At 72.1% G+C, this 19,954-nt stretch carries 20 protein-coding genes; 8 read left to right on the top strand and 12 right to left on the bottom strand.

Annotated elements, in window-relative coordinates:
* Positions 1-63: 63 nt before the first annotated feature.
* Positions 64-660 carry an NAD(P)H-dependent oxidoreductase gene (locus QRN30_RS09995; protein ID WP_056071056.1) on the bottom strand — a complete coding sequence of 199 codons (597 nt, stop codon included), beginning with the start codon at positions 658-660 and terminating at the stop codon, positions 64-66.
* An 88-nt stretch (positions 661-748) separates the two neighbouring features.
* Here QRN30_RS09995 and QRN30_RS09990 point away from each other — a divergent pair, with 88 nt between their 5' ends.
* Entirely contained in the window at positions 749-1,216 is a 468-nt protein-coding gene (locus tag QRN30_RS09990; RefSeq protein ID WP_284761031.1) for an MSMEG_6728 family protein, read from the top strand.
* A gap of 22 nt (positions 1,217-1,238) precedes the next feature.
* On the opposite strand, the gene QRN30_RS09985 is transcribed toward QRN30_RS09990, so the two are convergent.
* The 7 genes from QRN30_RS09985 to QRN30_RS09955 all read right to left on the bottom strand — a co-directional run bounded on the left by QRN30_RS09985 (position 1,239) and on the right by QRN30_RS09955 (position 7,894).
* On the bottom strand, positions 1,239-1,529 hold the full coding sequence (locus QRN30_RS09985) for a hypothetical protein (protein ID WP_214532910.1): 291 nt from the start codon (positions 1,527-1,529) through the stop codon (positions 1,239-1,241).
* Positions 1,530-1,747: 218 nt separating this feature from the next.
* The gene (locus tag QRN30_RS09980) at positions 1,748-2,014 is read right to left on the bottom strand and encodes a hypothetical protein (protein WP_017888537.1); all 267 of its coding nucleotides are present in this window, start codon (positions 2,012-2,014) and stop codon (positions 1,748-1,750) included.
* Between the two features lie 79 nt (positions 2,015-2,093).
* The gene (locus tag QRN30_RS09975; protein WP_284761029.1) at positions 2,094-3,233 is read right to left on the bottom strand and encodes a cysteine desulfurase family protein; all 1,140 of its coding nucleotides are present in this window, start codon (positions 3,231-3,233) and stop codon (positions 2,094-2,096) included.
* A 2-nt stretch (positions 3,234-3,235) separates the two neighbouring features.
* Positions 3,236-4,138 (bottom strand): carboxylating nicotinate-nucleotide diphosphorylase, encoded by a 903-nt coding sequence (nadC, locus tag QRN30_RS09970; RefSeq protein ID WP_284761027.1) that lies wholly within the window; start codon positions 4,136-4,138, stop codon positions 3,236-3,238.
* Entirely contained in the window at positions 4,135-5,874 is a 1,740-nt protein-coding gene (locus tag QRN30_RS09965) for an L-aspartate oxidase (protein WP_284761026.1), read from the bottom strand. Before QRN30_RS09965 ends, nadC begins: the two co-directional genes overlap by 4 nt.
* A gap of 32 nt (positions 5,875-5,906) precedes the next feature.
* The gene (gene nadA, locus QRN30_RS09960; RefSeq protein ID WP_056070561.1) at positions 5,907-7,178 is read right to left on the bottom strand and encodes a quinolinate synthase NadA; all 1,272 of its coding nucleotides are present in this window, start codon (positions 7,176-7,178) and stop codon (positions 5,907-5,909) included.
* Positions 7,179-7,186: 8 nt separating this feature from the next.
* Positions 7,187-7,894, bottom strand: a complete 708-nt coding sequence (locus QRN30_RS09955; RefSeq protein WP_017888532.1) for an NUDIX hydrolase — start codon at positions 7,892-7,894, stop codon at positions 7,187-7,189.
* 144 nt (positions 7,895-8,038) lie between these two features.
* Between QRN30_RS09955 and QRN30_RS09950 the strand changes: the two genes are divergently transcribed.
* The 3 genes from QRN30_RS09950 to QRN30_RS09940 all read left to right on the top strand — a co-directional run bounded on the left by QRN30_RS09950 (position 8,039) and on the right by QRN30_RS09940 (position 11,314).
* The gene (locus QRN30_RS09950; RefSeq protein ID WP_052481700.1) at positions 8,039-8,320 is read left to right on the top strand and encodes an acylphosphatase; all 282 of its coding nucleotides are present in this window, start codon (positions 8,039-8,041) and stop codon (positions 8,318-8,320) included.
* Positions 8,321-8,485: 165 nt separating this feature from the next.
* Positions 8,486-9,967: an MDR family MFS transporter gene (locus QRN30_RS09945; RefSeq protein ID WP_140449020.1), complete on the top strand. Its 1,482-nt coding sequence runs from the start codon at positions 8,486-8,488 to the stop codon at positions 9,965-9,967.
* 99 nt (positions 9,968-10,066) lie between these two features.
* Positions 10,067-11,314 (top strand): D-arabinono-1,4-lactone oxidase, encoded by a 1,248-nt coding sequence (locus tag QRN30_RS09940; RefSeq protein ID WP_284761023.1) that lies wholly within the window; start codon positions 10,067-10,069, stop codon positions 11,312-11,314.
* An 80-nt stretch (positions 11,315-11,394) separates the two neighbouring features.
* On the opposite strand, the gene QRN30_RS09935 is transcribed toward QRN30_RS09940, so the two are convergent.
* Entirely contained in the window at positions 11,395-11,904 is a 510-nt protein-coding gene (locus QRN30_RS09935; RefSeq protein WP_194589799.1) for a 2'-5' RNA ligase family protein, read from the bottom strand.
* A 177-nt stretch (positions 11,905-12,081) separates the two neighbouring features.
* Here QRN30_RS09935 and QRN30_RS09930 point away from each other — a divergent pair, with 177 nt between their 5' ends.
* Genes QRN30_RS09930 through QRN30_RS09920 form a run of 3 tightly spaced genes read left to right on the top strand, consistent with a single transcriptional unit; the run spans position 12,082 to position 14,776 of the window.
* The gene (locus QRN30_RS09930; RefSeq protein WP_017888527.1) at positions 12,082-13,032 is read left to right on the top strand and encodes a MetQ/NlpA family ABC transporter substrate-binding protein; all 951 of its coding nucleotides are present in this window, start codon (positions 12,082-12,084) and stop codon (positions 13,030-13,032) included.
* Positions 13,032-14,105 (top strand): methionine ABC transporter ATP-binding protein, encoded by a 1,074-nt coding sequence (locus QRN30_RS09925; RefSeq protein ID WP_284761021.1) that lies wholly within the window; start codon positions 13,032-13,034, stop codon positions 14,103-14,105. The genes QRN30_RS09930 and QRN30_RS09925 overlap by 1 nt, the downstream gene beginning before the upstream one ends.
* Entirely contained in the window at positions 14,102-14,776 is a 675-nt protein-coding gene (locus tag QRN30_RS09920; RefSeq protein ID WP_017888525.1) for a methionine ABC transporter permease, read from the top strand. The genes QRN30_RS09925 and QRN30_RS09920 overlap by 4 nt, the downstream gene beginning before the upstream one ends.
* 272 nt (positions 14,777-15,048) lie before the next feature.
* On the opposite strand, the gene QRN30_RS09915 is transcribed toward QRN30_RS09920, so the two are convergent.
* Both QRN30_RS09915 and QRN30_RS09910 read right to left on the bottom strand, forming a co-directional pair.
* Positions 15,049-15,825: an endonuclease/exonuclease/phosphatase family protein gene (locus QRN30_RS09915; protein WP_017888523.1), complete on the bottom strand. Its 777-nt coding sequence runs from the start codon at positions 15,823-15,825 to the stop codon at positions 15,049-15,051.
* 133 nt (positions 15,826-15,958) lie between these two features.
* Complete coding sequence (locus tag QRN30_RS09910) at positions 15,959-17,368, bottom strand: MFS transporter (protein ID WP_274006589.1); 1,410 nt, start codon at positions 17,366-17,368, stop codon at positions 15,959-15,961.
* A gap of 250 nt (positions 17,369-17,618) precedes the next feature.
* Here QRN30_RS09910 and QRN30_RS09905 point away from each other — a divergent pair, with 250 nt between their 5' ends.
* Positions 17,619-18,866 (top strand): putative hexosyltransferase, encoded by a 1,248-nt coding sequence (locus tag QRN30_RS09905; RefSeq protein WP_052481701.1) that lies wholly within the window; start codon positions 17,619-17,621, stop codon positions 18,864-18,866.
* 228 nt (positions 18,867-19,094) lie between these two features.
* Here the strand turns inward: QRN30_RS09905 and QRN30_RS09900 are convergent, their stop codons facing one another.
* Positions 19,095-19,586 (bottom strand): pyridoxamine 5'-phosphate oxidase family protein, encoded by a 492-nt coding sequence (locus QRN30_RS09900; protein ID WP_017888520.1) that lies wholly within the window; start codon positions 19,584-19,586, stop codon positions 19,095-19,097.
* Positions 19,587-19,954 lie beyond the last annotated feature (368 nt).

Below are 19,954 nucleotides of genomic sequence, written 5' to 3'. Positions count from 1 at the left end.
TTCCGACCAGGGACACCCGGAAGCACCGGGTACGCCCGGAAGGACGGGGCGCACGCGCGCGGATCAGAAGTCGGCGGGACGCCGCACGTCGGTGAGGCCTGCGGTGGCGAAGCCGCCACGGATCAGCGGTACGGCGCGGCGCACGGCCTGGTCGATGCGGAGCTCGAGGTCGACGCTCGCGATGTCGTAGCCACCCTCGCGCTTGGTGAAGTCCCGCTCGTTGCCGAACACCCCGAGCGGCAGCGTCGTGGACTGGAAGAAGCCGAACAACGGGCGCATCTGGTGCTCGACGAGCAGGGCGTGCCGGTCGCTGCCACCGGTGGCAGTGAGGAGCACCGGGGTGTCGACGAGGTCGTACTGGCCGACCCAGTCGAAGAACAGCTTGAAGGCGCCGGAGTAGGCCGCGCGGAAGGCCGGGCTGCCGACGACGAGCACGTCCGCGGCCTCCACCGTCTCGAGGGCCCGGCGGGTGCGGTCGGACATCGTCTCGCGACCCGAGGCCGCGCCGAGGTCGGCCAGCAGCGGGCCGATCTCGATCGTCTCGGTCCGGGCGCCGTCGATCTCCTCGGCCAACCGGGCCACCGTCGCCGCGACCAGGGTCGAGGTCCGCGAGGGGTCCGATGGGCTGCCACTGACGCCGACGACCAGTTCTCCGCTCATGCGGTCGATGCTCACACGCTGCCGGGGCGGGCGGCACGTTCGTGACGACATGTGTCGGGTGCCAGTCGGTCGGGGTAGCGTCCGCGCCATGCAGACCTTCCTGCCGTACGCCGACTTCCGGGCATCCGCCGAGGTCCTCGACGACCGGCGGCTCGGCAAGCAGCGGGTCGAGACACTGCAGGTGATGCGCGCACTGACGCTCCCCGACTACGGCTGGCAGCACCACCCGGTGACGGCGATGTGGCGTGGGTACCGTCCGGCGCTGATGGCGTACCAGGAGGCCACGTGCCGTGTCTGGGCCGAGCGCGGGTACGCCGACACGTGTCTCGAGAAGACCCTGCTCGACCTGGGCCGGATCCCGGAGGACCTGGCGGCGTACGAGCGCGGCGACGTGCCGATCCCGCCGTGGAACGACGACGAGGCCCTGCACGTCTCACACCGCTCGAAGCTCGTGCAGAAGGCGCCCGAGCACTACCGGGAGCTGTTCCCCGACGTGCCGGACGACCTGGACTACGTCTGGCCGGGGACCCCCGAGACGGCGACGCACCCCGTCTGAGGGTCAGGCGACCGCCAGACCGTCAGGCGACCGGGATCCAGCGGCCGCCCTCGCGCCGGGTGACCACGTCGGAGCGGATCTCGACGACGTCGCGCAGCCCGTCGACGGTGGCGTCCCGCACGGCTGCGGCGGCCCGGTCGTCCTCGGCCTCGAAGCGCACGACGGCGCACGGCACACCGCGGAGCAGTCGGACGTCCTCGGCCTCGACCACGGCGTGTTCGCGCACCAGGGATGCTGCGGCGGGCAGGACGGCGTCCGGGGCCGTGCCGGACGCGAGGGCACCGATCGCCAGGGTCACGCGGTACGAGGGCATGCACCGACGCTACCGGGGAACCGGAACCCGCCGTGGGCTGCAGGGGAACCGACGCCGCTGGAGAGGTGCGGACGTCGACCCACGGCGGGATCGCGGTGTACCGCGGGACACGACGACAGGGGAACGTCGCGCCCCGCGCCGGACGCCGATCAGGGGGTCGACATCCGGTCTGGGTCCACCGCGCGGCTCGGTTCAGGGGAACCGCACGGTGGTGGACCTCAAGGGTGTTCGGTGTCCTCTCGGTACCGGTCCGTCTCGGTCGGTGCAGGCATCGACCGGTGGGCGGCGGCTGGCCGGACCATCGGGAGCAGGGCACTCCCGGCGGTCGCGAGCGCTCCGACCACGGCGATGAGCCCGAGCGGGGCCGTGCCGAGGTCGTGCTGCGCTGCCAGGGCGAGCGCGACGAGGGTGGCCGGCGCCGGCAGGAGCTGCACCGCTCGGAAGCGGTCGTCCCGTCGTGTCCGGGCCACCATCACGTTCGCCATGACGACACTCTGACGCAGATCGGTTGTCCGCAGAAGAGGGGACACGTACCCAGAGATGGAGTAGAACGTCTAGTACACCTCAGCCGAGGGCGCGGACGGTCGCCACGGCGTCGGCCACGGCCCCCACGACGAACGGGACATCGCCGGCCGTGAGCGTCGCGTCGAACGTCAGACGGAGCCCGGTCCGGGCCACGTCCTCGGGGATCCCGAGCGCCGTGAGCACGTGCGAGGCTTCCGTGCTGCCCGCTGCGCAGGCGCTGCCCGACGACGACACGACGTCGCGCTGCTCGAGCTCGAGCAGGACGGTCTCGCCGTTGACGCCCGGGAAGCAGAACGACGCGTGCCCGGGCAGCCGGTGCTCCCGCGACCCGGAGACGAACGCACCGGGGACGGCGGCGAGCACGCCGTCGAGCACCGCGTCGCGCACCGTGGTCGCCGTGCCCGCCCCCGACCGCACCGACTCCGCCGCCAGCCCGAGCGCCGTGGCCACCGCCACCGCTCCGGCCACGTCCTCGGTGCCGGACCGCCGTCCCCGTTCCTGACCACCGCCGTGCAGCAGCGGCTCGAGCGGGACGCCGGAACCCACGGCGAGCACGCCGGTGCCCTTCGGAGCACCGAGCTTGTGCCCGGACAACGACAGCGCGTCGACGCCCAGGGTCCCGAGGCCGATCGGCAGCCAGGGCGCGGACTGCACGGCGTCGGTGTGGAACCGCGCCCCGACCTCGTGCGCCACCGCGGCGAGCACGGGGACGTCCTGCACGGTGCCGATCTCGTTGTCGGCGTGCGCGATCGAGACGAGTGTGGTGTCCGGGCGGAGCGCCGCGCGCAGCACCGCCGGGTCGACGCGGCCGTCCGGCCCGACGGGCAGCACGGTGACGTCGAAGTCGTGGAAGCGGGCGAGGTAGGCGCAGCTCTCGAGCACGGCCTCGTGCTCGATGGCGCTCGTGACCACGTGCCGACCGCGGGGCGCGGCGAGGGCGATCCCCTTGATCGCGGTGTTCGCCCCCTCGGTGCCGCCGGTGGTGAAGACGACCTCGGCGGGCCGGCACCCGAGCACCGCGGCGACGGCGGTCCGTGCGGCGGTGAGTCCTCGCGCGGCCTCGTCCCCGACCCCGTGCGTCGACGAGGGGTTGCCGAACACCCCCGTCAGGTAGGGCCACATCGCCTCGAGCACCTCGCGGCGGACCGGGGTGGTGGCCGCGCGGTCCAGGTAGAACACGACTAGTCCTGCACGGGCACCGCGACGTGCTCGGGCACCGCGACGTCGATGTCGAGCCCCAGGTCGAGCGCCCGCGCCGAGTGGGTCAGCGCCCCGACCGAGATGACGTCGACGCCGGTGGCCGCGATCGCCGCGATGGTGTCGAGCGACACGCCTCCCGAGGCCTCGACGAGCGCGCGCCCGGCGACGATCCCGACCCCGGTCACCAGGTCGTCGGGGGTGAAGTTGTCGAGCATGACCGTGTCGACCCCGGCCGCGACGACTGCTTCGATCTGGTCGATGCGGTCCACCTCGACCTCCACGTGCACGGTGTGCCCGAGCCGCTGTCGGGCCTGGGCGATCGCGTCGCCGATGCCGATCCCGCCGGCCAGGAGCACCGCCAGGTGGTTGTCCTTGGCGAGCACGGCGTCGGAGAGCGAGGTGCGGTGGTTGTGTCCGCCACCACACCGGACGGCGTACCGCTCGAGTGCTCGGAGGCCCGGCGTCGTCTTCCGGGTGTCGACGATCCGCGCGGACGTGCCCGCGGCGGCGGCGACGTGGGCCGCGGTGACCGTGGCGATGCCCGACATCCGCTGCACCAGGTTGAGGGCGACCCGTTCGGCCCGCAGCACGGCCCGCGCTGACCCGGTCACGGTCGCGAGGACGTCGCCCGCCGCGAAGCGCGTGCCGTCGGCGACGTGCACCACAGCCTGGATCGACGGGTCGACGGCGTGCATCACGGCGACGAACACCGACCCGCCGCTCAGTACGCCGGACTCGCGCGCGCCGAGGGTGGCGGTCGCGGTCGCCTCCGCGGGGATCAGGGTCTCGCTGGTGACGTCGCCCCAGGGCGCGTCCTCCTCGAGCGCGGTCTCGATCACCCGACGGAGCGCGTGCGGCGGGATGGTGCCGGGGTCGGTGGTCATGCGGGTACCTCCTGCGGGGCGACTGCGGAGCCGTCGGCGCGTTCGTGGGCGTGCTGGTCGGGACCGGCGTCGGTGCGGTCGGCGACCCAGGCGTACGAGGCCGGGGCGGTGGGGTCGGTGTCGGGGTGGTCGGTGCGGGCGTGCGCCCCGCGGGACTCGGTGCGGGCCTCGGCGGCGAGCGCGACGAGTCGGGCCAGGTCGAGGAGCGCACGGTCCTCGTGCTCACGCACGCCGCCGCCGCCGGTCGGCGCGGTCAGCGCGTCGAGGTCGCGGCGCGCGCTCGCCAGCCCGACGGCGTCACGGAGCAGGCCGACGCGGTCCGTCATGACGGACTGGACCGCCTGCCGGACGGCACCGGCGTCGTCGAGGTGGGTCGCGCCTCCAGGCCGGGTCGGACTGGGCCCACGCCTGCCGGTTCCGGCGCGCTGCGGAGCCTGCGGAGCGGCGTGACGGCCGAGCAGGTGGGGGGAGGAAGGGGTCGCGTCGGCCGCTCGGGGCACGCTGGTGACGTGGAGACCGGCGTCCCCGCGCAGGCGGAGCAGGCCGGGTCGCGGTGCGGTGACCGCGTCCGCTGCGCGGACCGCGAAGACGAGCCCCTCGAGCAGGGAGTTCGAGGCGAGCCGGTTGGCGCCGTGGACCCCGGTGCAGGCGGCTTCACCGACGGCGAGGAGTCCGGGCAGGCTGGTGCGGCCCTCGGCGTCGGTGGCGATGCCGCCCATCGAGTAGTGCGCGGCCGGTGCGACCGGGACGCCCTCGCGGGTCCAGTCGAACCCGGCGGCGCGGGTGGCCCGGGTGAGTCCGGGGAACCGGGCGACCAGGAACCCGGCGTCGAGGCCGGTGGCGTCGAGGAGCACGGGTGCGCCGCCCTGGTCGCGCACCGCGGCGGCGATCCCGCGGGCGACGACGTCACGCGGGGCGAGCTCGGCGTCCGGGTGCACGTCCGTCATGAAGCGGTGTCCGGCGGCGTCGCGGAGGACGGCACCTTCACCGCGGACGGCTTCGGACACCAGGCCGCCGCCGGGGACCGCCAGCCGCGTCGGGTGGAACTGGACGAACTCCAGGTCGGCGAGGACGGCGCCGGCTCGCCAGGCGGCGGCGACCCCGTCGCCCGTCGCCACCAGGGGGTTCGTCGTCTCGCGGTACAGGTGCCCCGCTCCCCCGGACGCGATGACGACGGCGTCCGCGTCGAGCCGGCGGGGTTCTCCGAGCAGGTCCAGGACGTCGACGCCGACGACTGCCCCGTCACGGACGACGAGGTCGGTCAGGCTGGTGCGCTCCAGGATCGTGACGTGCCGTCGGTGCAGTGCCGCGATGAGGGTGCGCTCGACGGCGGCCCCGGTCGCGTCACCGTCGGCGTGCACGACGCGCCACCGGCCGTGCGCGGCTTCACGACCGCGGGCCAGGTCGTCGCCGTACCGGTCGAGGGTCGCCGGGTCCGACGACCGGTCGAAGGGCACCCCGAGGGCGAGCAGGTCGCGGACGCGGGCCGGGCCGTCGTTGCACAGGACCTCGACGGCACGCGCGTCGGCGCTGCCGGCTGCGGCGACGTGGGTGTCTGCCTGGTGCAGTGCCGCGGAGTCGTCGGCACCGAGCGCCACCGCGATGCCGCCCTGGGCGTACGCGGTGGCACTGTCGGCGAGCGCCCCCTTCGTCACGAGTGTGACGTCGTGCAGGGCACTGGCGCGGATCGCTGCGGTCAGCCCGGCGATGCCGGAGCCGACGATGACGACGTGCACGGTGGTCTCCCTCGTTCGGTCGGACTCGTGTGTCAGCCGCGGGGCTTCGCCGCGAGCATGCGCTCGAGCGCGACCTTGGCGTCGGCCTGCACGTCGGCGGGGACGACGATCTCGTTGAGGACCTCGCCGCGGACGAGTGCCTCGAGCACCCAGGCGAGGTAGCCCGGGTGGATCCGGTACATCGTCGAGCAGGGACAGACGACCGGGTCGAGGCAGAAGATCGTGTGCTGCGGGTACTCGGCGGCGAGCCGGTTGACCATGTTGATCTCGGTGCCGATCGCGAAGGTGGTCGGTTCGGTGGCGGCAGCGACGGTCTTCCGGATCAGGTCGGTGCTGCCGGCATGGTCGGCGGCGTCGACGACGGCCATCGGGCACTCCGGGTGCACGATGACCCGCACGCCCGGGTGCTCGCGGCGGGCCTGGTCGATCTGGTCGACCGTGAAGCGACGGTGCACCGAGCAGAAGCCGTGCCAGAGGATGACCTTCGCCGCTTCGAGGTCACTCGTCTCGTTGCCGCCGAGGGGCTTCCGGGGGTTCCACATCGGCATCAGGTCGGTGCTGATGCCCATCGCCTTCGCGGTGTTGCGGCCGAGGTGCTGGTCGGGGAAGAACAGGACGCGCTGCCCGCGCTCGAAGGCCCACTCGAGCACCGTCGCTGCGTTCGACGAGGTGCAGACGATGCCGCCGTTGCGCCCGCAGAAGGCCTTGAGGTCGGCGGCGGAGTTCATGTAGGTGACCGGGATCACGGGCACGCGGCCGTCGGCGTCGGGCTCGGTGCCGTACACGGCGGTGAGCTCGGCCCACGCGGCCTCGACGCTGTCGATGTCGGCCATGTCCGCCATCGAGCAGCCGGCGGCCAGGTTCGGCAGGATCACGCGCTGGTCGTCGCGCGCCAGGATGTCGGCGGTCTCGGCCATGAAGTGCACGCCGCAGAACACGATCGCCTCGGCGTCGGGCTTGGTCAGGGCGGCGTTCGCGAGCTGGAACGAGTCACCGAGGAAGTCCGCGTGCCGGACGACCTCGTCGCGCTGGTAGAAGTGCCCGAGGACGACGACCCGGTCGCCGAGGGTGGCCTTCGCCCGCTCGATGCGCTCGTGGAGCTCGTCGGTCGGGGCCGTCTTGTACTCGTCGGGCAGGACGCCCTGGCGCGGGGCACTCGTCGGGATGACGTCGGACATCGACGATCCCGGGCCGTACCCGGGGCGGGAGTCGAAGTCCCACGTCGGCATCGCGAGGTCGGGCGTGCAGGTGCTGCCGCCGGCCTTGCCGTTGGAGATGAGCTCGATCGTCGTGGCGATGGACACGGGGTTTCCTATCGGTTCCGCTGCTGGTGCTGATCGGCCCCGGTCTGCAGCGGGCCGTTGTCCGCGTAGGCCAGGTCGGGGTTCGAGCGGTACAGCCGAGCCGGACGGTGCCGGCCCCCGCTCGTGGTCTCGTCGGTCGGCAGGACCGCGTCGGTCTTCTCGACCTGCCGACGGAAGTTCGCGGGGTCGAGTGCTCGGCCGAGCACCGCCTCGTACACGCCGCGGAGTTCGGCGAGGGTGAACCGGTCACCGAGGAACGCCTGCGCGATCCGCGAGTACGACATCTTGTTGCGCAGCCGCCACAGGGCGTACTCGACGATGCGGTCGTGGTCGAAGGCGAGCGGCGGGTGCTCATCGGCCAGGAACCACCGGACGTTCCAGTCGTCGGGCACGACGTTCGCCTCGTCCGGGTGCACGAGCGCCCAGTACACGATCGACACGACCCGGCTCGGGGAGCGTCCGACGTCGCCGAACGCGTAGAGCTGCTCGAGGTAGCGCGGCTGGACGTTCGTCGTCTCGCGCAGTCGGGCGGCCGCCGAGTCCTCGAGCCCCTCGTCGTCGCCGACCCAGCCGCCGGGGAGCGCCCAGGATCCCTCGAACGGTTCGGCGACGCGACGCACGAGTGGCATCCACAGCGCCGGCGCACCGGTGTCGGGGTGCGGGCGCAGCGCCACGATCACGGTGGAGACCGCGACGCGGATGCCTGGTTCGTCCATGAGGGAGATAGTGTCAATCTGACTCGAAGTGTTCGGGTTGGGATGACACTATCACTGCCGACGGTGCGCGCTCGTCACGAGCCGGAAACAGATCGTCACGGGGCCGAAAACTCCCGGGAGCACGCCGCGGTTAGCGTGGAGGGCATGACGACGGTGACGAGGGTGCATGCCGTGGTGTCGGGGACCGTCCAGGGGGTCGGCTTCCGGTACTGGACCGCTCGGAAGGCCGACGGGCTCGACCTGGTCGGCTACGCGAGGAACCTCTGGGACGGCACGGTCGAGGTCGAGGCCGAGGGCCCCTCGGTCGCGGTCGACTCGCTGATGGCGTGCCTGCGCACCGGGCCGCCGTCGGCGACCGTGACCGACGTCTCCCTGCGGTCGGTCGTGCCGCACGGGGACGCCGACGGGTTCGCGATCCTGCACTGAGCGGACACGCCCGACGTCGCACGGGCACGTCGGGGGCGGCGCCGATCGTCCACCTGCGGACGTCGCCAGCGAAGCGGAATAATCGCATCCACTCAGGGAGTTGGCCTGTCTGCGCGCCCTGCGCCACACCCGTTCCACCCGTCGTGACCCACCAGGAGCACCCGCATGACCCAGGCCGTCGATTCCGCCCCCCGCACGGGAAGCGTCTCGCAGCCGTCCGCTGCCGAGACCCGACTCGTGATCGGGCTGCTGCTCGTCTCCGCGTTCGTCGTCATCCTCAACGAGACGATCATGGGCGTGGCGCTGCCCCGGCTCATGGACGACCTCGACATCAGCGCCGCGACCGGTCAGTGGCTGACCACCGGCTTCCTGCTCACCATGGCGGTCGTCATCCCGATCACCGGGTTCCTGCTGCAGCGGTTCAACACCCGCCCGGTGTTCGTCTGGGCCATGGGCCTGTTCTCGGTCGGCACGCTGATCGCCCTGCTCGCCCCCGGGTTCACGGTGCTGCTCATCGGCCGCATCGTGCAGGCCAGCGGCACCGCGATCATGATGCCGCTGCTCATGACGACGGTCCTGACCCTCGTCGACCCCGCGCACCGTGGCCGCATCATGGGCAACATCTCCATCGTCATCTCGGTCGCACCGGCGATCGGCCCGACGATCTCCGGCCTGATCCTCAACGCCTTCTCGTGGCGCTGGCTGTTCGGCTTCGTGCTGCCCATCGCGATCGCGGCGCTCATCCTCGGCATGGTCAAGGTGCAGAACGTCTCGACGCCGCGCAAGGCGCCGATCGACGTCGTCTCGGTGGTGCTCTCCGCCTTCGCGTTCGGCGGCATCGTCTACGGCCTGTCCAGCATCGGTGAAGCCGGCGCGACCGGTCCGCTCGTCCCGGTGACCGCCCTGGTCGTCGGCGCCGTCGCCCTCGCGGTGTTCATCGTCCGGCAGACGCGCCTGCAGCGCACCGACAGCGCCCTGCTCGACCTGCGCACGTTCCGCACCCGCGGCTTCACGGTGCCGATCGTCGCGATGGGTCTGAGCTTCATGGCGATGTTCGGCACGCTCATCCTGCTGCCCATCTACCTGGAGCGCGTCCTCGGGCTCGAGGTCCTGCAGGTCGGCCTGCTGCTGCTCCCCGGTGGTCTGCTGATGGGCCTGCTCTCCCCCATCGTCGGTCGCATCTACGACCGCCGCGGCCCGCGCGTGCTGCTCATCCCCGGATCGATCATCGTCAGCGCCGTGCTCTGGGCGCTCTCCACCGTCGGCGTCGACACGAGCGTGTGGTTCGTCCTCGGTGCGCACGTGGTGCTGAGCATCGGGCTGGCCCTGACCTTCACGCCGCTGTTCACCGCGGCGCTCGGCGGGCTGCCCCCGAAGCTGTACTCGCACGGCAGCGCGGTGCTCGGCACGGCGCAGCAGCTCGCCGGTGCAGCGGGCACCGCCCTGTTCGTCACGCTGCTGACGATCGGTGCGGCCACCGCCGTCGAGGGCTCCGGTGCCCGTGGGGTCCAGGTGGCCACCGCGTCGGGCGTCGGTACCGCCTTCATGGTCGGTGCGATCATCTCGCTGTTCGGCATCCTGGCGTCGGTGTTCGTCCGCCGACCCGAGGTGCCCGAGGGCGCGCCGACGCCCCCGCCCGCGCACTGACCGACGGACCCCGCCGGGCGCCGACCCCGTGACGGGGACCGGCGCCCGGCTCACACCCGGCTCGCGCCGGGCGCCGGACTGCGTGGCAGGGTGGGCGCCATGCGGTCGACGACGAGCGAGCTCAACTGGTCCGGCACGGTCACGTACACGGCCGAACGGGTCGTCCGTCCGTCGTCGATCGACGAGGCCGCCCAGGTCGTGGCGGACGCCGAACGGGCGCACGGACTCGGCACCCGGCACTCCTTCAACGACGTCGCCGACTCCCCGGGCGTCCTGCTCGACCTGACCGGGATCCCCACCGACCTGGTCGTCGACGCCGAGCACCGCTCGGTGACGCTCGGTGCCGGCACCCGGTACGGCGACGTCGCGTCCGACATCGACCGCGCCGGGTTCGCCCTGCACAACACCGGATCACTGCCGCACATCTCCGTCGGGGGCGCGGTCGCGACCGGTACCCACGGCTCCGGCACGGCGCTGGGGTCACTCGCCACCGCCGTGCGCGCGTTCGAGGTGCTCGGTCCGGACGGCTCCGCCCGGACGATCGACCGGACGGACCCGGGGTTCGACGGTGCGGTGCTGCACCTCGGCCTGCTCGGCATCGTGACCCGGGTGACCCTCGACGTCGAGCCCACCTACCGGATGCGTCAGGACGTCTACGGCGCGATCCCCTGGGGCACCTTCACGGCGAACGTCGCCGAGGTGCACGCCGCCGCGTACTCGGTGTGCGCGTACACGGTGTTCGGTGACGCGATCACCGAGGTCCTGGTGAAGTCGCGCGTGCCCGACGGCGCCGAGGACGTGCCGGTTCCGGACGTACTGGCCGGGGCACCCCGCCTGCCCGGCACCCCCGGCGACGACCACCGGACCGCGCGCGACGGCTCGGTCGGCCCTTGGTGGGACCGGCTGCCGCACTTCCCGATCGGGTCGGTCCCGAGCCACGGATCCGAGGTGCAGAGCGAGCACTTCGTCCCGCTCCGGCACGCCGCTGCAGCCCTCGACGCGCTCCGAGAGCTGGCGGACCGGATCCAGCCGCACCTGCACGTCTGCGAACTCCGGACGATGGCCGCGGACGACCTCTGGCTCAGCCCGACCCAGGGCGAGGACGTCCTCTGCATCGCGTTCACCTGGCAGAAGCACCCGGCCGAGGTCGCCGCGCTCCTGCCCGACCTGGAGGCCCGGCTCGCGCCCTTCGACGGCCGCCCGCACTGGGGCAAGATGAGCTCGCTCGACCACGCGGCGATCGCCGCGCTGTACCCGCGGCTGGCGGACTTCCGCGACCTGGTCGCCCGAGCCGACCCGGGTCGGACGTTCGCATCCGCATTCGGCGAGCGGGTGCTCGGGACCTGACCCGGGCCTCCAGGCCGCGCAGCGCAGTGCCGCGCAGTGCCACGCAGTGCCGGGCAGTGCTGCCGTCGCCCCGCCGGAGGTCAGATCGACGTGAACGCGAGCGGCGTGATCGTCCGCGTCTCACCGTCCCAGTGCCGAACACCGCCCACGTCCAGCGTCTCCGGCAGCGGCACGGCACGCAGTGCCGCGACCGCCCGTGGCAGGTCCTCGTCGCGCACCCGGCGCGCCAGCGTGACGTGCGGCGACCAGTGCCCGGGCACCGACGTCTCGACGCCGCCGGGGGCGACCGCGTGCACCTCGTCGTGGAAGGTGGTGAGCGCCGTGTCGAGGACCACCGCGCGCACGAGCACCGAACGGCCGGCGCCCGCGGGGAAGAGCAGCAGCCCGCCCAGCCGGATCGACGTCGGGACCGAGGTGCGGAACCCGGCGGGCACGGGCAGCGTCTCCCCGGCGGCCAGGGTGACGTGCGGCGCGTTCGACGGGGACGGGTGTCGTCCCAGGCTCGGCAGGTCGGCGTCGATCAGGGCCTGCCAGGCCGACCGCACGGCGGCGTCCGACTCCGGGCCGAGGACGAGTTCGATGCTGCGCACGGTCCGAGTCAACCAAGTCGTGTCGGGACGCGTCCTGCGACGCACGCGGCACGGGTCGAGTGCTGCGTAACACGACGGAACGGAACTCGCTCCGGCGGTGGGGCGCAGGTCACACTCGTCTCCACGCCGCGGACCACCGCGGCTCCCCCGCACGCACGGCCCACGAGGAGCACCAGCATGTCCGCAGCCCCAGCACTGCCCGAGAAGCCGAAGGGCAAGCGTCCGATCGGCTGGATCGTCGCCGCCGCGATCGTCGTCGTGGCCATCGTCGTCGCCGTGGTCGTCGGAGCCCTGCGCTCCGGCAGCGACGGTGCCGGTGCCGCCGGCGACGCCGCGCCGAAGACCGTCACGATCGGTGTCTCGGACAAGTCGCTCGGCTACTGGAGCACGTACACGAAGCTGGCGAAGGAGAAGCTCAACGTCACGGTCAAGCTGACGAACTTCTCGGACTACTCGCTGCCGAACCCCGCGCTCAAGGACGGCCAGCTGGACATCAACCAGTTCCAGCACATCCAGTACCTGGCGGACTACAACGTCACGTCCGACGACGACCTGCAGCCCATCGGCTCCACCGCCGTGTACCCGCTGCCGCTCTACGCGACGAAGTACGACAAGCCGTCCGAGCTGCCCGCGAACGCGAAGGTCGCGATCCCGAACGACTCGATCAACCAGGCCCGTGCGCTCCTGATCCTGCAGGCGGCGGACCTGATCACGCTCAAGGACGGTGGCTCGGCGTTCTCCACCGCGGACGACATCGAGACGAAGAAGGTCGACGTCCAGCCCCTCGACGCCTCGCAGACCGCGAACGCGCTGCAGCAGGGCTCCGTCGCCGCCGCCGTCGTGAACAACAACTTCGCCACCGCGGCCGGCCTGCCGATCTCGGACGCGATCTACCAGGACGACCCCTCGAGCGCAACCGCTGCCCCGTACGTGAACGTGTTCGCCGTCCGCGACGAGGACAAGGGCAACAAGACCTACCTCGAGCTGGCGGAGCTGTTCCAGGACGACGCCGTGCAGAAGGCCTTCGCGAAGGACCTGCCCGAGGCCGTCGCCCGCGACGAGAGCGCCTCGAAGCTGCAGGACGAGCTCGCCCAGGTCGAGCAGGACGCGAAGGCGGCCAAGCAGTAGTGCCGGTCCTCGTCGAACTCCGCGGCGTCTCGAAGCACTACCGCCGCGCCGACACCGGCGAGACCGTGGTGGCCGTCGAGGACGTCTCCCTGGACGTGCACCAGGGAGAGGTCCTCGGCGTCATCGGGTACTCCGGTGCCGGCAAGTCCACCCTGGTCCGCCTGGTCAACGCACTCGAGCTGCCGAGTTCCGGCACGGTCACCGTCGCGGGCCGCGAGCTGACGGCGATCCCCGAGCGGGACCGCCGTCTGGCACGTCGGAACATCGGGATGATCTTCCAGCAGTTCAACCTGTTCCGGTCCCGCACGATCGCCGGCAACGTCGCGTACCCGCTCAAGGTCGCCGGTGTGCCGAAGGTCGAGCGGGACCGCCGTGTCGCCGAGCTGCTCGACTTCGTCGGCTTGCTCGAGCGTGCCCACGCCTACCCGGAGCAGCTGTCCGGCGGCCAGAAGCAGCGCGTCGGCATCGCCCGCGCCCTGGCGGCATCGCCCGACCTGCTGCTCGCCGACGAGGCCACCAGCGCCCTCGACCCGGACACCACGTCCGAGGTGCTCGCGCTGCTGCGCCGGGTGAACCGGGAGCTCGGCGTCACGATCATCGTCATCACGCACGAGATGGACGCCGTCCGGCAGATCGCCGACCGGGTCGCCGTGATGGAGCAGGGCCGGGTCGTCGAGGTCGGGGATGTCTACGACGTGTTCTCCGCCCCGAAGACCGGTGCCGCGCAGCGCTTCGTCCGCACCGCGCTGCACGACCGGCCCTCGCCCGAGACGCTCCGGCGTCTCCGGGACCGGCACCCGGGTCGGCTCGTCACGGTGCAGATCACCGACGAGGCCGGGCTGCAGAACCGCATCGACGCCGCGTTCCGCGCCGCCGGGGTCACCGCAGAGCTGGTCTACGGCGGGGTCGGCGAGATCCGGGAGCGTCGGATCGGCTCGCTCACCTACGAGCTGAGCGCAGCGGGCGGCGCGTCCGGCGGGCCCGGGGTGACCGGCGATTCCGACGCCATCGACCGGGCGATCGCCGCGCTCCGCGCCGACGGCGTCACGACCGACGAGGAGGCCGCCGCGTGAACAACAACTCGTTCCAGAGCGTGATCGACACGTTCGACGTCTTCCTGGCGGCCATCCGCGACACCATCGTGATGTCGCTGATCTCGCTGGTCATCGCCGGGGTCATCGGCCTCGCGCTCGGCCTGCTGCTCTACGCGACCCGGCCGGGCAACGTGCTCGGCAACCGCACCGCATACACGGTGCTCAACGTGTTCGTGAACCTGATCCGCCCGATCCCGTTCGTGATCTTCCTCGCCGCGATCGCCCCGTTGTCGCGGGTCGTCGTGCAGACCACGATCGGCGTCCCCGCGGTGACCTTCGCGATCTCGCTGGCCGCGGCCTTCGCCGTGTCCCGGATCGTCGAGCAGAACCTGCTGTCGGTCGACCCGGGCGTCGTCGAGGCGGCTCGGGCCTCGGGCGCGCACCCCGTCTCGATCCTGCTGACCGTGCTCATCCCCGAGGGTCTCGGCCCCCTGATCCTCGGCTACACGTTCATCTACATCGGCATCGTCGACATGACGGCGCAGGGTGCGTTGATCGGTGGCGGCGGCCTCGGCGAGTACGCGATCACCTACGGCTCGCAGCGCTACGACTGGTGGGTGGTCTACGTCTCGGTGGCGGCGATCGTCGTCATCGTGCAGCTCGGCCAGTTCATCGGCAATCGCTTGGCGCGGGCGACCCTGCGCCGCTGACCCGCGGTCGCGGGCTCTGCGGGCGACCGCCTGGAGGCCCGGTGCCGGTCCACGAGACCGGCGCCGGGCCTCCAGTGCGTTGCGGGCTGAACGGGCGCGCCCAGCGTCGTCCGCCGAGCGGTCACGACTCCCCGCTCACGTCCGCCGGCTGGTCGCGAACCGTCGCCCGCCGGGCCGCCAACCGACACTTCGTGACCAGCCGGCGGCACACCCGCGGCACGTCGCACGACCACGGCAGCCAGCCGCCAGCCGCCAGCGCCCGAGGGCACCCGTCAGGCGGCGGGAGCCTCGACGGTGGTGACGGCGCCGGTCTCGCCGGGGTGCTCGTAGTGTGCTCGCACCAGGATCGGACGGTGGTCGGAGATGCCCGCCGGCAGGGTCTCGACGCCGGCGATGTGCAGCCCGACGCTCGTCGCGAAGTCGAAGTGGCCCGTGAACTTTCGGTAGCGCAGGTACGTCGGCTGGTCGGACAGCGACAGTGCGAACCCGCCCTGCTCGATCTTGCGACGCAGGTTCGTCTGGAACCACGGGTAGTTGAAGTCGCCGACCATGACCGCGGGGACGTCCTTCGCGAGCTCGCGCAGGAACTGGTGCGCCGCCTCGATCTGCTTGCGGCGCAGGGAGTTCGTCGCGGTCAACGGTGAGGCGTGGAACGACGCGACGACGACCTCGGCGTCGGCCTCGGTGTCGCGCAGGTGCATCGCGATGAGCCGTTCGTGCGCGGGTGCGAGGACCCGGTCGTGCAGCGACTTCTGCAGCGAGTGGATGCTGAAGTCCTGCACCTCGAAGCGGTCGTCGCGCTTGTAGATCGCGAGCCCGAGTCGGTTGGTGCGGGTCGACGCGGCGAGCGACAGGCCGCCGATCGACGGAGCGAGGTCGTTGCTGTCGCACTCCTGCACGCACAGGACGTCGGCGTCGGATGCCTCGGCCAGTGCGGCGAGCTCGCCGTTGGCGGTGTGCTCGCGGAGGTTGTAGCTGACGACACGGAGCTGCGTGGGCTGCACGGTCTGGTCCGATGCGATCGTGCTCTGCTGCTCTGGCGCGGCCATGCTGCCTTCCTGTCCGGGTGTTCCGGTCACCCTGCCGCGGTCACCGTACTCGGGTACCGCGGACGGTTGCTGAGACTGTAACGCCTGCCGGGTTTCGTCCGTGTGACCGTGACGGAAACGGACAGCGGCGGGATCAGACGCGGACACGGCGGACCGGACGGACGGTGTCGCCCGCTGAGCGACTCATCAGGATGCCCTCGACGCAGGCGACCACGAGCAGGGCGGCGATGACCCAGAAGGCCACCGTGTACGGTCCGTCGCCCCCGAGCCCCGAGGCCGCGCGGATGACCACCGCGGCGACGGCGACCCCGAAGCCCGCGGCGGTCTGCTGCAGGGTCGACGACAGCGTGTTCGCCGGGGTCATGTCTGCTTGCTCGACGTCGGCGAAGGCGATGGTGTTGTAGGCCGTGAAGCCGACGGAGCGAGCAGCACCGCTGACGACGAGCAGCACGGCGAGCAGCCAGAACGGGGTGTCCTCGGTCATGAACGCCATCGCGACCACGGTCAGCGCGGCGATGGCCGACGACACGATGATCACCGGGCGGTAGCCCCACCAGCGCAGGAACGGGGTCGTCATCGGCTTGATGCCGAGGTTGCCGACGAACACCCAGAGCACCGCTGACCCGGCGAGCACGGCGCTCCAGCCCCAGGCGTCCTGGAACAGCAGCGGGAGCACGAACGGCACCGCGGACACCGCCAGACGGAACAGGCTGCCGCCGGCGTGCGACACCCGGAACGTCTCGAGCCGGAACGCGTCGAGCCCCATGATCGGGTGCGGCGCCCGACGGAAGTGCCGGATCGCGAACCAGCAGCAGACGGCTCCGACGACACCGGACACGACGACGGCCAGGACCGGGATGACGTCGAGTGCGAGCAGGGACGCCATCACGACGAGCGAGCCGAGCCCGACGCAGGCGAGCAGCGACCCGAACCAGTCGAACGGCACCCGCTGCGCCGCACGCTCCTGCGGGACGAGCACCAGGGCGGCGACGAACGCGATGACGCCGAGCGGGATGTTGATGAGGAAGATCCAGTGCCACGACAGCGTCTCGACGAGCACGCCGCCGATGAACGGCGCGATGATCGGGGCGGCGAGGGCCGGCCAGGTCAGGATGGCGATGGCGGTGACGAGTTGTTCGCGCCCGGCGCTCCGGAGCACGACGAGCCGGCCGACGGGCACCATGAGCGCTCCGCCGAGGCCCTGCAGGATGCGCCACAGCGTCAGCTCCACCAGCCCGGTCGACAGCGCGCACAGTGCGGACGCGATCGTGAACAGCGCGATGGCCCCGGCGAAGACGGTCCGCGAACCGATCCGGTCGGTGAGCCAGCCGGACACCGGGATGAACACCGCGAGGGTGACGAGGTAGGCGGTGATCGCGACACCGACCGCGGCGGAGTCGACTCCGAGGTCACGCCCCATCGCCGGCGCGGCGGTCGCCAGGATGGTGCCGTCCAGCAGCTCCATGAAGTAGGCCCCGGCCACCAGCACGGCGACCGCAGTGCTGCCCGTCCGTCGTCTGGGTGTCGTCGCCGTCGTCGTCATCGCCCATCGAGACTATGCCCGCGGACGTCCCTGTCGTCACGACGTCACCCGTCCCCACGCGGAACCAGGCGTCTGGACGGCGCGTGGAACGAGCCACCCACCGCACTCGGCACCGGCCGTCCACCGGGCGCGAGGTGGGATGCACGACGCAGGTCGGACCTCCAGGCGCGGTTCGGGGCGATCCTCACGCTCGGGCCGACTACCCTGGCCGGGTGCCGACCCGACCACCCGAACGCCGAGGAACTCGCGCGTGAGCCGCACCGACAGTGCCGGCGTGCTCGCCGGACGGTGGTCCGCCGGCCGACGGCGTGCCCTCGACACCGTGACGTCGCTGCCGGCGTGGGCGGCGGTCCTGCTCGTCTGGACCGGCGGCCGGGTGCTGTCCACACTGTGGCTCGCGCTCGCGTACCCGCTCATCGGTCGTGCCCTGCCGGACAACGCGATCTGGGGCAACGAACACGGGTTCGGCGCGTTCCTGGTCGCCTGGGACGGGCAGTACTACGAGCAGATCTCGCTGCACGGCTACCCGGATGCCCTGCCCCTCGACGCTGCCGGCAACGTCGCCCAGAACGCCTGGGCCTTCCTGCCGGCGTTCCCCTTCACCATCCGGGCGCTGACGGCCTCGACCGGGGTGCCCTTCGACCTCGGCGCACCGCTGGTCGCGATCGTCGCCGGCCTGCTCGCCACCTTCTTGCTGCACCGGCTGGTGCGGGACCGGGCGGGGCACGCAGCGGCGATGTGGGCGGTCTTCTTCTTCAGCTGCGGTCCGTTGTCGTTCCTGCTGCAGGTCGGGTACGCGGAGAGCATGTTCCTCGTGTTGTCGTTCGGGGCGCTGCTCGCGCTGGAACGTCGGCGGTACGCCCTCCTGACCGCACTCGGGGTCGCCGCGGCGTTCACCCGCCCGGGCGCCCTGGCGATCCCGCTCGTGCTCGGCGTCGTCGCGCTCGTCCGGTGGGTCCGGGCGCGGCGGGAGACCGGCCGCGTGTTCGAGGGCTTCCCGCTCCGCGAGCAGGTCGGGGTCGTCGCCGCCGGCCTGACCATGGTCGCCGCCGGACTCGCCTGGCCGGTGATCGCCTCGCACGTCACCGGGACGCCGAACGCGTACCTGGAGACGGAGATGTCCTGGTGGGTGAACTTCATCGGCCGGGTGGACTTCGTGCCGCTGACGCCGTGGTTCCTCATCGCGGGCCGCTGGCTCGGCGTGGGCGGGATCCTGATCGTGGTGTTCCTGCTCGTCGCGTACCCGATCTGGCTGCTCCGGAAGTCGACGCGCCGGCTCGGACCCACGACGGTGCTGTACTCGGCCGGGTACGCGCTGTACGTCTTCGCGGTGTCGTTGCCGATGGCCTCGACCCCGCGGCTGCTCATGCCGCTCGCGCCGCTGTTCGGGTCGCCCGAGCTGGTCGCGAAGCCCTGGATGCGGTGGACGCTCGTGTCTGCGGCGTTGGCGGGGCAGCCGGTGCTGGTCGCGGTGCTCTGGTTGCTCGGCCCGCCGTGAGCAGCTGACGCGCAGACCGGGCTGGTCTTCGCAGGACGCCGGCGTCTCGTCGCGGCAGGACGCCGGCGTCTTGTCACGACGCCGCCACGTGCGCATGACGCCCCCGAATTCGGCGGCGTCATGCGCGCGAGGCGGCGCCACAGCAACACGACGGCGTCAGCGCACCAAGCCGGCGCCACAGCACAGCACAGCACCGGGCCGGGCCGGGCCCACCACGCCGTCAGAGCCTCAGAGCTCGAGCGTCCCGTGGTCGCCCGTGTCCGGCTGGCTCTGCTTGCCGAGTGCCGCCTTGAACATCTGCACCAGGCTGCCGACCGGCCCGGTGTCCTGGGTCCAGTACTCGACCGAGACCCCCTCGACCGTCAGGAGCCGGATCGTCGGGTCCTGACGCCCCTCCGGGAACCACGCTTCGGCGAACGGCGACCACAGCTCGTCGACGACGGAGTCGTCCTGGGTCACGGTCGCGGTCCCGGCGATGGACAGGTACCCGCCCTGCGACTCGATCGAGACGTTGACGTGCGGGTTCCGCGCGATGTCCTCGACCTTCTCGCTGCCGTCCTGCACCAGGAACCGCAGGGTCCCGTGGAACGTCTTGTCCTGCACCGCGAGGGGCCTGGCGTGCAGGTTCCCGTCCTCGCTCACCGTGGTGAGCAGTGCCGTGTGGGCGCCGTGGACGATGTCCGAGATCGCGGCGCGCTGCTCCGTCTGTGTGTCGGTCATGGTGCTCCTTTGCGTCATGCGCCCCGATCCGCCCGACGTGCGACCGTCGGTTCACGGGGCCGTACCGTTCCGACCAGTGTGCCCCTCCGGCGCTGGACGCGTCAGCCCCGCGCGTCGAGGTGGTCCGGTCGAGGTCGGCCTGGAGGCCCGGCGCACCTCCGCCTCGCCGCCCCCGCCCCGGCAGATCCCGGCCGTCGGGCCGCACATGCGTGTGCAGGATGCGACACCACACGCGTCGATCGACAGGTGGAACGTCGTTGCATGCACACGCACCGGATGCGTGTGCATCAAGCGATCGGACACGAGTCGTTCGACGCGTGCATCGTCGGAACATGCACACGCACCACGAGCGTGTGGCGACGAAGCAG

The sequence above is a fragment of the Curtobacterium sp. MEB011 genome, from assembly GCF_030209655.1.
GTDB classification, from domain to species: Bacteria; Actinomycetota; Actinomycetes; order Actinomycetales; family Microbacteriaceae; genus Curtobacterium; species Curtobacterium poinsettiae.
Note: the sequence above shows the minus strand (reverse complement) of the source record. Positions and strands in the feature narration are given on the sequence as shown.